We start from the raw sequence: 12,841 nt of genomic DNA on the forward strand, positions 1-12,841 counted from the left end.
CGGGGGGTCGCGCCTGCGGTGTGCGGGGGCGCCGGGCGGCCCCCCCCCGGCGGGGCCCCCCCCCCCCACTACAGGGGCACTCCGTGCTTTAACCCCACTCCCCATCCCCATCCGTTCCTATCCCCGTACGCCGCATCACGCGGCCAGCATGGGAGCAGCAATCATGGCTAGCGCAAAGGGTTCAAACCGACCGGCAGTTCGCAACATGGCACTGGCCGCCGCAGTGACGCTGTTGGTTGGACTGCCTGTAGCGGCGGCGGTTCGGCATACCCCGTTCCCGGTAACGGAGAGCACGGGCGACCTCAAGGCCCCGACCACGCAGCGCACACGCCAGACCCAGCCAAACTTCCGGGCGCCCAGTGCCACCGTCTGCAGCGACACGCCGGTGCTGCGCGAGGTCGCTGATCCAAGCCCCAGGCCGCAGCAGCACAACATCGCTGCGGACGGGCTTCGCTTGCGCCGGGGGGGAGATGACCGGGGGCCGACCAAGATGATGGCACCGCCGGCACCTGCTGCACCGCCCGCACCATCACCTGTGGTCGTCCGCGCAGAGGCCGCCGCAGATGCCAGCTATGCGGCCGCGGAAATGCCGATGGCTTCTATCACCACCACTGGCAACGTGCGCCAGCAGCAGGTGCAGGTCACTGCGGGTGTCGTCGATGACAACGCCGACTTCACCGCATTCCAGCAGTTCCTGCAGCGTCATGAGGAAGCCAATAACCTCGGTCGCGATGTCAGCGTGCGCCAGCGCCTGCAGGTAGTTGATGCACAGGGCCGACCGGTGCCGGATGCGGAAGTGGCGGTGACTGCCCCTAATGGCGCGCGGATGTGGGCGCGGACCGATGCCGGCGGTCAGGTATGGGTGCATCCCAATGCCTTCGATGACCGTGATTCGGCCAGCTACCAGGTGCAGGTGCGACGCGCTGGGAAGACGGTGACCTCGGCCCTGCAGCGTGGGCAGAAGAATGCCCTGCAGGTGGTGGTTGCCGATGCACCGCTGCCGGCGCGGGCCAAGCTCGACCTGGTGTTCATGGTCGACGCCACCGGTTCGATGGCCGATGAAATCGACAAGCTGCGCGACTCGCTACAGGGCATCGTGCGTGATATCGCCCAGCTGCCATCAAACCCGGACATCTGTCTGGGGCTGGTGACTTACCGTGATCGCGGCGATGAATACTTCGTGCGTGGCTGGGACCTGAGCAACAACGTTGCTGGCTTCCAGAAAGTGCTGAATGGCGTGCAGGCCAATGGCGGCGGCGATTACCCGGAAGCAATGAACGAGGCCTTTGACCACGCGGTGCAGGCAATGAACTGGCGCGGTGCTTCAACTACGCGCCTGCTGGTGTCACTGGCCGATGCGCCGCCGCACATGGACTACCCGCAGCCGCGCTACGAGCAGACCATGCTGGCGGCGTTGGGCAAGGGCATCAAGGTGTTGAGCGTGGCCGCATCCGGCCAGGACACCACCGGTGAGATCGCGCAACGGCAGATTGCGCAGTACACCGGCGGGCGTTTCATCTTCCTCACTTACAAGGATGCGAGTGATCCTTCCAGCGGCCCGGGTAGCGAGACCGTGCATGAGGTGGAGAACTATTCGGTCGATACCCTGGACAAGCTGGTGGTGAAGCTGGTGCGCGAGGAACTGGCGCAGTTGCCGAAGGGATGAGCTGTGCTCCCTCCCTTTGCCGCAGGCAAGGGGAGGGTTGGGGAGGGGTAGGCTTTGGGGCCGTTCGAGGATTGCCAGCTTCCAAGGCCAAGCCCTGTAGTGCCGAGCCATGCTCGGCAATGGGCTTTACCGGTAATGCCCCTGCCGAGCATGGCTCGGTACTACCGAAAGCGGGCTTTACCGCGCTGGCAACGGAATGCTGTCGTCCTGACGGTCATCGCTTGCTGTCAGCGTCGCGGTATCTCCGCTCACGCGCATCATCCGCAATGGCTGGCCATCAAGGCGAAACTCCAGTGCCGACTGCAGACGGTCCAGTGCCTGTACCTGCGTGCACAACGAACGCGCGTGCTGTTCCAAGGCAACAGTACGGCCCTGCAGGCGCTGCTCCAGTTCGGCGTCGAGTTTTTCGGTGCGCTTGTCCAGCTTGTCCTCGCGGCCGGTGAATACCATCCACAGCACACTACGCGCGATCGATCCGCTCAGGCTCTCGGCAGCGGCTTCCACCCGTGCCTCGAAGCCGTCATCGAACAGCTCCTGCTCCCAGCGGCCGCGGCCGATGGTGGTGTCGACGAAGCGTTCGGCTTCCTTGCGCAGCTTGCGGACCTTGCGTGAGTTGGCATCGCCGGTCAGAGCCTCATAAACCGCATCCAGCGTATCGAAGGTGATGCCAACCGACTCGTTGGCAATGCCGGTGACCGCCGGCATCAGCTGGCGCACGCCGTTCTCCAGTGCGCGCAGGCGTTGTGCATCCGCGGCCGATACCGTCTGCATGCGGTTGTCGATGCTCAGCTGGCCGTCGTGGAACACGATCTCGCGCATCGGCAGCGTGTCGCGGCGCAGCCAGATGCCGCCGCCGTCGACCAGCACGTTGTAGTCGGTGGACACGCCACATTGGTCAGCGGACAGCTCCGGCGCCTTGACCGTAGCGGCCTGGGCTATCAGCGGCAGCAGCAGGGCCAGTGATGTGGCAATGGGCAGCAGGCGCATGGCGGCGAGCTCGTGGCGGGAGGACGCGACCAGCTTGGCCGCTCGCGGCATGGGCTGCGTCGGCCGGAAGTCACGTCCGGAAATTTCATCAGAAATTTACGTTATCAAGACAGGTGGTTTCCCTACAAAAAAACTCTGCAAAAGGCTTGACTGCGCACTCCGTTCCAGCAGGTTGCAGTGTCCGGCCTGGGCGGCAGACAGTCCAAGCCTTGTGCCGCAAGGCTTGGCAAAGAAATACTAGATTTGGTGTTGACCCTGTCATACACCCCCACTATCTTGTGCTCCGTCGGTTCTGACGGGATTTTTCCGTCGGATTAATAGGGAAGCTGGTGATGCCTTCAAGGCTAGTCCGGCACTGCCCCGCAGCGGTAATTGGGAACGACCCCGCCAACAGCACTGAGGCAAACGCCTTGGGAAGCGGCGGAGTAGGAGAAGGCTCCCGCCTTCCTGCCCATGAGTCCGAAGACCTGCCGACAGCCACGCGATGCACACCGCGTGGTGCCGGCTGCGGTGTCTTCGAGGGGAAGACGGCTGGTGACGTGGTGCCGTGGCTGCTGCCGACTCTTGGTCGTGCGCTGTCGCGGCTGCTGCGACGCCGTCCTTCCATGCTCGCTGCTCCGTACCGGCTCTGCTTCCTGCGCGGGCAGGAGCTGCGTGCATAACGTTTGCAAGGACACCATCGTCGTGACTGCCACTCATACTGACGTCGCTCCGGCTGAAGCCGGTTTTGAACTGACCCCGCCGCCGACCGCCACCGCCATGAGCGTGACCAAGCGCAATGGCAGCACCGAGCCGGTAGACCTCAACAAGATTGTCCGCGCCATCCAGCGTTGCTGCGAAGGCCTGCATGCGGTGGACCCGATGCGGGTGGCCACGCGCACCATCTCCGGCCTGTACAACGGCGCCAGCACCCAGGAACTGGACGAGCTGTCGATCCGTACCGCCGCCCTGCTGATCGGCGAAGAGCCCGAGTACGGCCGCCTGGCCGCGCGCCTGCTGGCCAACTTCATCGGCAAGGAAGTTTCCGGCCAGGAAATCCATGCGTTCTCGCAGTCGGTTGGCCGTGGCCACGAAGTCGGCCTGATCAACGACCGCCTGCTCAACTTCGTGCAGGTCAATGCACGCAAGCTCAACGACGCGATCGATCCGGGCTACGACCTGAACTTCGATTACTTCGGCCTGCGCACCATGTATGACCGCTACCTGCTGCGGCATCCGCATTCGCGCAAGGTCATCGAAACCCCGCAGCAGTTCTTCCTGCGCATCGCCAGCGCACTGAGCGAGGACGTGCCCGAAGCACTGGCGCTGTACCAGCGGCTGGGCAGCCTGGACTACCTGCCGTCCAGCCCGACCCTGTTCAACGCCGGCACCAGCCACGAGCAGCTGTCCTCGTGCTTCCTGCTGGATTCGCCGCAGGATTCGCTGGAGTCCATCTACGACCGCTATGCCGATATCGCCCAGCTGTCCAAGTTCAGTGGCGGCATCGGCGTCAGCTATACCCGCGTGCGTTCGCGCGGCTCGCTGATCAAGTCGACCAACGGTCACTCCAACGGCATCGTGCCGTGGCTGAAGACGCTGGATTCCTCGGTGGCTGCGGTCAACCAGGGCGGCAAGCGCAAGGGCGCGGCCTGCGTCTATCTGGAAACCTGGCATGCCGACATCGAGGACTTCCTCGAACTGCGCGACAACGCCGGTGATGATTCGCGCCGCACGCATAACCTCAACCTGGCCAACTGGGTGCCGGACCTGTTCATGCAGCGCGTCGAGGCCGACCAGGAATGGTCGCTGTTCGATCCGCGCGTGGTGCCGGAGCTGACCGATCTGTTCGGCCCGGCCTTCGAGCAGGCCTATGTGCAGGCGGAAACCCAGGGCAAGGCGCGCAAGACCGTGTCGGCACGCAAGCTGTACTCGCGGATGATGCGCACCCTGGCTGAGACCGGCAACGGCTGGATGACGTTCAAGGACAAGTGCAACCTGGCCAGCAACCAGACCCTGCGCGCCGGCAACGTGATCCACCTGTCCAACCTGTGCACCGAGATCCTGGAGATCACCTCCAACGACGAGACCGCAGTCTGCAACCTGGGCTCGATCAATCTCGGCAACCACCTCGACGCGCATGGCGATTTCGATTTCGAGAAGCTGGCCGAGACCGTGCGCCTGGCCGTGCGCCAGCTCGACCGCGTCATCGACCTGAACTTCTACCCGATCGAAACCGCACGCCGCGGCAACCTGCGCTGGCGCCCGGTCGGCCTGGGCTGCATGGGCCTGCAGGACGTGTTCTTCCGCAAGCGCATGGCATTCGACTCTGCCGAAGCACGCGCGCTGTCGACCAAGATCGCCGAGGCCATCTATTTCCACGCGCTGGAAGTGTCCTGCGAACTGGCCCAGGAACGCGGCAAGCACCCCTCGTTCAACGACACCCGCGCTGCCCACGGCGAGCTGCAGTTCGATGCATGGAACGTGGTGCCGGACGACGTCGAGCGTTGGGACGCACTGCGTGAGCGCATCAAGCAGCATGGCCTGCGCAACTCGCTGATCATCGCGATCGCGCCGACCGCGACCATCGCCTCGATCGCCGGTTGCTACGAGTGCGTCGAGCCGCAGGTGTCCAACCTGTTCAAGCGCGAGACCTTGTCGGGCGACTTCCTGCAGATCAACCGTCACCTGGTTGCCGAGCTGAAGCAGCTGGGCCTGTGGACGCCGGAAGTGCGCGATGCGATCAAGCTGGCCGACGGTTCCATCCAGAGCCTGCCGCAGATCCCGGAAACCCTGCGCCACATCTACCGCACCGCATGGGAACTGCCGATGCGTTCGCTGATCGACATGGCCGCCGCACGCGGTGCCTATATCGACCAGTCGGCCTCGCTCAACCTGTTCATGGAAAGCCCGAACATCGGCGCGATGTCGTCCATGTACATGTATGCCTGGAAGCAGGGCATCAAGACCACCTATTACCTGCGCTCGCGTCCGGCCACCAAGATCGCCAAGACCACGGTCAGCAGCTACACCCCGGTCGAAGCCGTGGCCTGCTCGCTGGAAAATCCGGAAGCCTGCGAAGCCTGCCAGTAACCGCGTAAGCCCCTCTCCCGCCCGCGGGAGAGGGGTTGGGGTGAGGGCGCTCTTGAAAGCACGTAGCGCCAAAACCCCAAGAACCAACCCTCATCCGCCCCGTTGGGGCATCCCCGCCTTCGCGGGGACAGGCTCTTCTCCCGCAGGGAGAAGGGAAAGGAGAAACCCCCATGTCCAATGAATCCCGTCAAATGCTGCTTGATCCCGGTTTCGAGCTGACCCTGCGTCCGATGCGTTACCCGGACTTCTACGAGATGTACCGCAACGCCATCAAGAACACCTGGACGGTGGAGGAGATCAATTTCCAGATCGACATCACCGACCTGCACCAGAAGATGTCGCCGGCCGACCAGCACCTGATCCACCGCCTGGTCGCGTTCTTCGCCACCGGCGACTCGATCGTGTCGAACAACCTGGTGCTGAACCTGTACCAGCACCTCAATGCGCCGGAAGCGCGCATGTACCTGTCGCGCCAGCTGTATGAGGAAGCGCTGCACGTGCAGTTCTACCTGACCCTGCTGGACAACTACCTGCCGGATCCGGAAGAGCGCTTCAAGGCCTTCGCCGCGGTGGAGAACATCGATTCGATCAAGAAGAAGGCCGCGTTCTGCTTCAAGTGGATCGACGCGCTGCAGGACACCAAGCGCCTGGAAACCCGCGACGACCGCCGCCAGTTCCTGCTCAACCAGATCTGCTTCGCCGCCTGCATCGAAGGCCTGTTCTTCTTTGCTGCCTTCGCCTATGTGTACTACTTCCGTTCGCGTGGCCTGCTGCCGGGCCTGGCCTCGGGCACCAACTGGGTATTCCGCGACGAGAGCTGCCACATGGAGTTCGCGTTCGAGTGCGTGCGCAAGATCCGCGCCGAAGAGCCCGACCTGTTCGACGCCAAGATGGAACAGGAGGTCTACCAGATGCTGGAAGAGGCCATCGACTGCGAAGTGCAGTTCGCCGAGGATGTGCTGTCCGGTGGTGTGGCGGGTATCTCCACCCGCGACATGCGCGAGTACCTGCAGCACTGCGCCGACAACCATTTCCTGAAGCTGGGCATGGCCAAGAAGTACAACGTGCGCAACCCGCTGCCGTTCATGGAACTGCAGGACGTGCAGGAACTGACCAACTTCTTCGAACGCCGCGCCTCTGCGTACCAGGTGGGCGTGCAGGGTGAAGTCGCGTTCGATATGGCGTTCTGATCGACTCCCTCCCTTGCGCGAAGCGCAGGGGAGGGTTGGGGAGGGGTGCTTTTTAGCTTCTGAGGCTTTATCGGCTTCGCGGCTTATGGCCCTAGGCCACCCAGCGCCGCTCCTACAAGAGCTGCAGCCGCGTACACAAGCTGCACAGCTTTGCGGGCGTATCATCGGCGCCAACTTACAGGTGATGCCTCCATGACCCCCATCGTCGAAACCAATCCGCCGGTCGAAGTCCGCATGGCGGAAATCGTGTTCCCCAACCACACCAACCACATGGGCACGCTGTTCGGCGGCCAGGCACTGGCGTGGATGGACAAAGCGGCCTTTCTCGCCGCTGCCCGTTACTCGCGTTGCACCGTGGTCACCGCACGCTCGGACCAGGTCGATTTCAAGCTGCCGATCCGCATCGGGCAGATGGTGGAAACCATCGGCCGGGTGGTCAAGGTTGGTCGCAGCTCGATGCATGTGGAAGTCGAACTGATCGCCGAAGACCTGCACAACGGCGAACGCGCGCTCTGCACCAAGGGCACGTTCGTGATGATCGCGCTGGATGGCGAAGGTCATCCGACCACCGTGCCGACGCTGCCGACGCAGGCCTGAGCCTCGCGGTGATGACCACTTCATCGATACCGACCGGGCGTCTATCGCCGGCAGTGATCACCGAGTTGCCGGAGTTCATCGCCGGTCATCGGCGCCTGTTCGTGGTCACCGGCGCCGGTTGCAGCACGGATTCCGGTATTCCCGACTACCGCGACAGCGATGGCCAATGGAAGCGCACGCCGCCGGTGACCTACCAGGCCTTCATGGGCGAGGAGGCGACGCGCAGGCGCTACTGGGCGCGCAGCCTGCTGGGCTGGCCGCGCTTTGGCCAGGCCCTGCCGAATGGCACGCACCATGCGCTGGCGGCGCTGGAAGCCGATGGTCGCATCGAGCTGCTGCTGACCCAGAACGTGGACTGCCTGCACCAGGCTGCCGGCAGCCAGACCGTGATCGACCTGCATGGCCGTCTGGATCAGGTGCGTTGCATGGGCTGTGAAGCACGCAGCTCGCGTGAGTTGCTGCAGCAACGCCTGCTGGATGCCAACCCGGGCTGGGACGTGCTGGAGGCTGGCATCGCGCCCGATGGTGACGCCGATATCGAGGCTGATTTCTCTTCGTTCGATGTGCCTGCCTGCGAGGCATGTGGTGGCGTACTGAAGCCGGACGTGGTGTTCTTCGGCGAGAACGTGCCGCGTGAGCGCGTCGCGGCAGTGCATGAGCACCTGCAGCGTTCGGACGCGGTGCTGGTGCTGGGTTCGTCACTGATGGTGTATTCCGGTTTCCGCTTCGTCGATGCCGCTGCCAAGGCCGGTTTGCCGATAGCTGCCGTCAATCTCGGCCGTACCCGCGCCGATCACCTGCTGTCGCTGAAGGTGGAAATGCCCTGCGCCCAGGCACTCGCGTTCCTGTTGGACGGTACCAAGACGCAGTGATCCACGACGCCGGTTGAATCGGCGGCCGCTGCGGCGTGCAATGGGCGCCCCCACTGTTGATGGACGTCCCCCACGTGAGTCAGCTTTTCTCACCGTTGTCGCTAGGCCCGCTTTCCCTTTCCAACCGCATCGTCATCGCGCCCATGTGCCAGTACTCGGCGCAGGATGGGCAGGCCACCGATTGGCATACGATCCACTTGGGCCAGCTGGCGCAGTCCGGTGCCGGTCTGTTGATCATCGAAGCCACTGCGGTCGAGCCACGTGCACGTATCAGCTGGGCCGATCTGGGTTTGTGGGATGACGCTACCGAGGCTGCGCTCGGCAAGGTGCTGGCATCGACGCGGCGCTGGTCGAGCATGCCGATCGGCGTGCAGTTGGCGCATGCCGGGCGCAAGGCGTCCACTGCAAGGCCCTGGGATGGCGGTAGCGCGATCGCGCCGGAACAGGAGCACGGCTGGCAGGTGCTGGCACCGTCGGCATTGCCGTTCAAGGCTGGTGATCCCACCCCGGAAGCATTGGATGACGCCGGCATCGAAGCCGTAGTCGAAGACTTTGTTGCTGCCGCCAAGCGCGCAGTGCGGCTTGGTCTGGAGCTGATCGAACTGCATGCCGCGCACGGCTACCTGCTGCACCAGTTCCTCTCGCCGTTGAGCAACCAGCGCGATGATGCCTATGGCGGCTCGCTGGAAAACCGCATGCGCCTGCTGCTGCGGGTATTCGATGCGGTGCGTGCGGTGGTGCCGGCCAATGTGGCCTTGGGCGTGCGCATCTCCGCCACCGATTGGGTGGAAGGCGGTTGGGATGTCACCCAGAGCATCGTGCTGGCCAAGGCGCTAGAGGCACGTGGCAATGATTTCCTGCATGTTTCCAGTGGCGGGCTGGACCCACGCCAGCAGATTCCGGTCGGCCCCGGCTACCAGCTGCCGCAGGCCGCTGCGATCAAGGCCGAAATCGGCACGCCGGTGATCGCGGTGGGCCTGATCACCGAGCCTGCGCATGCCGAAGAGATTCTGGTTGAAGGCAAGGCCGACGCGATTGGTATCGCCCGCGGCATTCTGTACGACCCGCGCTGGCCGTGGCATGCAGCCGCAGCGCTGGGCGCGCAGGTGACGGTTGCACCGCAGTATCTACGCAGCGAACCGCATGCGGCGCGTGGGCTGTTCAAACTGGCCGAGCAAGGCTGAGCAGGAAACAGGGCGTCAGCGGCATTCAGCCGCTGACGCTCATGCGTGATCGATGTCGATGCGCCAGGCCGGCGGCAGGGCATCGAGGATGTGCTGCAGCAGCGAGCGTACTTTCGGGGTCAGGTCGCGGCGGTCGCTGACGCACAGGAACAGGCGCATCGGCTCCGGCGAGGCCTGCACATCGGTAGCGGACTCGTTCTGGAACAAGGCCTGCAGTTCGCCGCGGGCCAGATAAGGTGCGGCGACGAAGGCCGCCAGCCGGGTGACGCCGCCGCCGCGTGCGGCCATCGCCGCCAGTGCATCGATATCGTCACTGACCAATGCCGGTTGCACCTCGGCATCAAAGCGCAGACCGTCGCGGACGAAACCCCAGCGCAGGTAGCGCCCATCCAGTGGGTAGCGGAACAACAGGCAACGATGCTCGCGCAGCTCTTCGGGTGTACGCGGGGTGCCGGCAATGGCCAGATAGGCTGGTGCGGCACAGAACACGAACGGCACCTGTGCGATCGGCCGTGCCACCAGGCCTTCTTCCAGCTGCGGCTCGATGCGAATGCTGACATCCACGTCTTCGTGTGCGTGATCGACGCTGCGGTCGGCCAGCAACAGTTCCATTTCCAGTCGTGGATAGCGTTGCTGCAGGGCTGGCAGCAGCGGCGCAAGCACATGCCGGCCGAACGCCGCGCTGCTGGCGATACGTAGCCGACCGGCAGGTATCGCGTCTGGATCAGTCACCGCTGCCTGGGCACGCTGCAGGTCGCGCTCGATGTGGCGCACCTGCGCCAGGTACAGCGCACCACGCTCGGTCAGGGCCAGCTGGCGGGTGGTGCGGTTGAACAGGCGCACGCCGAGGTGGGCTTCCAGCCGGGCGATGTTCTGGCCCACCGCCGCCGCACTGATACCCAGGGTGCGCGCGGCAGCGGCCAGACTGCCGGCATCGGCGGTGCGGATGAAGCTGCGGATGGATTGGAGAATGTTCATGCCGGGTGGCATTTTCCGGGAGGATTACAAAGCAAATCTTTATAAAGCGCCAAGCCCGCGCGATCTAGCCGTCATCTGGGCCGCCGACTATCGTGCCCGGCCCGCAGCGCCTGATTGCTGCTTGCCTGGATACCGCTGGATGCTCGAGCCCCGCCCTGCTGCCGTTGCCCGTTGGAAACTTGATGCACGCGCAACACCCTATGTATTCGCCTTTTTCATGGCCTCGATCATGGCCATGCTGATGTGCCTGGTGATCACCGCCGCCAATGCCGGTGTCGACGGCCAGTTCCCGGCGCGGGTGCTGTCGGCTTATTGCCTGGCGATGCCGACTGCGTTCTGCTGCGTGCTGGTGGTACGACCGTTGGTGATGCGGCTGGTGGCGCTGACCGTACAGTCGGGCTGAGCAGGGGGCGGGCGAACTGTGTCAGCTGTAACTGTTTTTGGTCGGAATCGTCTGGACACGTTACTTTCCACGACCCGCCCGATAAGTATTGTTGGCCATGCGTCCCGATTTCATCCTCACTCTTTCCTGCCCGGACCGCACCGGCATCGTCTATCGCGTGTCTGGCCTGCTGTTCGAAGCGGGCTGCAACATCCTCGATGCCCAGCAGTTTGGTGACGACGAAAGCGGCCGCTTCTTTCTGCGCGTGCACTTCGACATGCACAAGGCCGGTGACGAGCCGGCAGTGCGCGCGCGTCTGCAGGGATTGGGGCAGGAGTTCGCGATGCAATGGGAGCTGCACGATGCACGCCGCCGCGCACGCTTGCTGGTGCTGGTCAGCAAGCAGGGCCATTGCCTCAATGACCTGCTGTTCCGCACCCATAGCCGCCAGCTGAAGGTGGATATCGCTGCGGTTGCCTCCAACCACAACGACTTCGCCGGGCTGGCTGGTTCCTACAATGTGCCGTTCCGTCACCTGCCGGTAGATGCCGACAACCGCGAGCAGCAGGAACAGCAGATCATCGACCTGGTCGAGCGCGAGCGCATCGATCTGGTGGTGCTTGCGCGTTACATGCAGATCCTGTCGCCGCGCCTGTGCCAGGCGCTGTCCGGGCGCGCAATCAACATCCACCACAGCTTCCTGCCCAGCTTCAAGGGCGCGCAGCCCTACCACCAGGCGCATGCGCGCGGGGTAAAGATCATCGGCGCCACCGCGCACTACGTGACCTCGGATCTGGACGAAGGCCCGATCATCGAGCAGGACGTGGCGCGGGTGGATCACGCGATGACACCGCGTGACCTGGTGCAGTTGGGCAGCGATACCGAATCGCAGGTGCTTGCGCGTGCAGTACGCCGTCATGTCGAGCATCGCATCCTGCTCAATGGCCACCGTACCGTGGTGTTCCGCTGAGCGGCCGAGCCGGATCAGCAGATCTGGCTCAGTCGATGTGAATCCCGCATTCGTTCAAAGCGATGCGGGTAGCGGCATCGTTGGCTGCTGATACCGGACGGGTCAGGTCCCAGAGGAAACGCACGGCGAAACCGCTGATGGCGGCGTCCTGCGCGCTCCATAGCACGCAGTAGTCGCGCGCCAGTCCGCAGACATGCACTTCGCGGATGCCGCGCTCATGCAGCCAGCCGGCCAGGCCGGTTGGCGCGCGTGTGGCCTGCGGGCCGATGTTCTCGCGGAACGCGCTGTAGGAGTCCACTTCGCGTTGCGTGCCTTTGCGCAGGATCAGGTCGGCATGCTTCCAGTCCACGCGTGCATCCAGCGTCGCACCGGCTGTGCCCTGCACGCAGTGGTCCGGCCATAGTGTTTGCGGCTGGCCATGCAGTTCGATGGAGTCGAACGGTTTGCGGCCGGCATGTTGGCTGGCGAACGAGGCGTGATCGGCCGGATGCCAATCCTGTGTAGCAACCACGGTTTGGTAGTGGCGCGCATCCAACAGTGCAGCAATGCCGGGCACGATGGCATCACCGTGCTGGCAGGGCAGGGCGCCGCCGGGCATGAAATCCGGTTGTAGATCGATAACCAGCAGCGCAACGTCTGTTCCGTACATCGACAACTTCCTGACGCGGGGGGACACAGTTTAAGCCAGCGCCGATCGAAGCAAGGTAGTGCCGAGCCATGCTCGGCAGGGGCCTTGCCAGCAATCCTCTTAGGAGCGGCGTAAGCCGCGAAACAGGCAAGAGCCAAAGCACCCCTCCCCAACCCTCCCCTTCGCTACGCAAAAGGGAGGGAGCGTAGTGGGGCGCGCGGGGCGGGGCGGGGGGGTGGGGGGGGGGCCCCCCCCCGCCCGGCGGGGCGCCCCCCGGGTAATCGCCGCCCGCCCGGCGCTCAGGCGTGAGTCCACGAC

At 64.3% G+C, this 12,841-nt stretch carries 11 protein-coding genes and 1 riboswitch; of the genes, 8 read left to right on the plus strand and 3 right to left on the minus strand.

What is annotated here, in order from left to right:
- Positions 1-205: 205 nt before the first annotated feature.
- A complete protein-coding gene (locus tag ACVOLR_RS19040; protein ID WP_481537825.1) occupies positions 206-1,666 on the plus strand; it encodes a vWA domain-containing protein in 1,461 nt (486 codons plus the stop codon).
- Between the two features lie 177 nt (positions 1,667-1,843).
- Here ACVOLR_RS19040 and ACVOLR_RS19045 read toward each other — a convergent pair whose 3' ends face one another.
- Positions 1,844-2,653 carry a DUF2884 family protein gene (locus ACVOLR_RS19045; protein ID WP_481537826.1) on the minus strand — a complete coding sequence of 270 codons (810 nt, stop codon included), beginning with the start codon at positions 2,651-2,653 and terminating at the stop codon, positions 1,844-1,846.
- Between the two features lie 270 nt (positions 2,654-2,923).
- A riboswitch (cobalamin riboswitch) is annotated at positions 2,924-3,141 on the plus strand.
- Positions 3,142-3,412: 271 nt separating this feature from the next.
- Here ACVOLR_RS19045 and ACVOLR_RS19050 point away from each other — a divergent pair.
- From ACVOLR_RS19050 to ACVOLR_RS19070, 5 genes are all read left to right on the plus strand, one after another.
- Entirely contained in the window at positions 3,413-5,722 is a 2,310-nt protein-coding gene (locus tag ACVOLR_RS19050) for a ribonucleoside-diphosphate reductase subunit alpha (RefSeq protein ID WP_481515147.1), read from the plus strand.
- Between the two features lie 170 nt (positions 5,723-5,892).
- Positions 5,893-6,912 carry a ribonucleotide-diphosphate reductase subunit beta gene (locus ACVOLR_RS19055; protein WP_481537827.1) on the plus strand — a complete coding sequence of 340 codons (1,020 nt, stop codon included), beginning with the start codon at positions 5,893-5,895 and terminating at the stop codon, positions 6,910-6,912.
- Positions 6,913-7,104: 192 nt separating this feature from the next.
- Positions 7,105-7,509, plus strand: a complete 405-nt coding sequence (locus ACVOLR_RS19060; RefSeq protein ID WP_282267570.1) for an acyl-CoA thioesterase — start codon at positions 7,105-7,107, stop codon at positions 7,507-7,509.
- A gap of 11 nt (positions 7,510-7,520) precedes the next feature.
- A complete protein-coding gene (locus ACVOLR_RS19065) occupies positions 7,521-8,381 on the plus strand; it encodes an NAD-dependent protein deacetylase (RefSeq protein ID WP_481537828.1) in 861 nt (286 codons plus the stop codon).
- Between the two features lie 74 nt (positions 8,382-8,455).
- A complete protein-coding gene (locus ACVOLR_RS19070; protein ID WP_481537829.1) occupies positions 8,456-9,565 on the plus strand; it encodes an NADH:flavin oxidoreductase/NADH oxidase in 1,110 nt (369 codons plus the stop codon).
- Positions 9,566-9,604: 39 nt separating this feature from the next.
- Here ACVOLR_RS19070 and ACVOLR_RS19075 read toward each other — a convergent pair whose 3' ends face one another.
- Positions 9,605-10,543 carry a LysR family transcriptional regulator gene (locus tag ACVOLR_RS19075; RefSeq protein ID WP_481537830.1) on the minus strand — a complete coding sequence of 313 codons (939 nt, stop codon included), beginning with the start codon at positions 10,541-10,543 and terminating at the stop codon, positions 9,605-9,607.
- Between the two features lie 139 nt (positions 10,544-10,682).
- Here ACVOLR_RS19075 and ACVOLR_RS19080 point away from each other — a divergent pair, with 139 nt between their 5' ends.
- Positions 10,683-10,946: a DUF2798 domain-containing protein gene (locus ACVOLR_RS19080; RefSeq protein ID WP_481537831.1), complete on the plus strand. Its 264-nt coding sequence runs from the start codon at positions 10,683-10,685 to the stop codon at positions 10,944-10,946.
- Between the two features lie 97 nt (positions 10,947-11,043).
- The gene (purU, locus tag ACVOLR_RS19085) at positions 11,044-11,895 is read left to right on the plus strand and encodes a formyltetrahydrofolate deformylase (protein WP_481537832.1); all 852 of its coding nucleotides are present in this window, start codon (positions 11,044-11,046) and stop codon (positions 11,893-11,895) included.
- 28 nt (positions 11,896-11,923) lie between these two features.
- Here the strand turns inward: purU and pncA are convergent, their stop codons facing one another.
- Positions 11,924-12,544: a bifunctional nicotinamidase/pyrazinamidase gene (gene pncA / locus ACVOLR_RS19090; protein ID WP_481537833.1), complete on the minus strand. Its 621-nt coding sequence runs from the start codon at positions 12,542-12,544 to the stop codon at positions 11,924-11,926.
- Positions 12,545-12,841 lie beyond the last annotated feature (297 nt).

The sequence above is a fragment of the Stenotrophomonas sp. STEN030 genome (assembly GCF_056759995.1).

Excerpts from the sequence above, each read along its gene's own strand:
- ACVOLR_RS19045 (WP_481537826.1), bottom strand. The coding sequence starts at position 2,653 with ATGCGCCTGCTGCCCATTGCCACATCACTGGCCCTGCTGCTGCCGCTG.
- ACVOLR_RS19050 (WP_481515147.1), top strand. The coding sequence starts at position 3,413 with ATGAGCGTGACCAAGCGCAATGGCAGCACCGAGCCGGTAGACCTCAAC.
- ACVOLR_RS19060 (WP_282267570.1), top strand. The coding sequence starts at position 7,105 with ATGACCCCCATCGTCGAAACCAATCCGCCGGTCGAAGTCCGCATGGCG.
- ACVOLR_RS19075 (WP_481537830.1), bottom strand. The coding sequence starts at position 10,543 with ATGAACATTCTCCAATCCATCCGCAGCTTCATCCGCACCGCCGATGCC.
- purU (WP_481537832.1), top strand. The coding sequence starts at position 11,044 with ATGCGTCCCGATTTCATCCTCACTCTTTCCTGCCCGGACCGCACCGGC.
- ACVOLR_RS19040 (WP_481537825.1), top strand. The coding sequence starts at position 206 with ATGGCACTGGCCGCCGCAGTGACGCTGTTGGTTGGACTGCCTGTAGCG.
- ACVOLR_RS19080 (WP_481537831.1), top strand. The coding sequence starts at position 10,683 with ATGCTCGAGCCCCGCCCTGCTGCCGTTGCCCGTTGGAAACTTGATGCA.
- ACVOLR_RS19055 (WP_481537827.1), top strand. The coding sequence starts at position 5,893 with ATGTCCAATGAATCCCGTCAAATGCTGCTTGATCCCGGTTTCGAGCTG.
- ACVOLR_RS19065 (WP_481537828.1), top strand. The coding sequence starts at position 7,521 with ATGACCACTTCATCGATACCGACCGGGCGTCTATCGCCGGCAGTGATC.
- pncA (WP_481537833.1), bottom strand. The coding sequence starts at position 12,544 with ATGTACGGAACAGACGTTGCGCTGCTGGTTATCGATCTACAACCGGAT.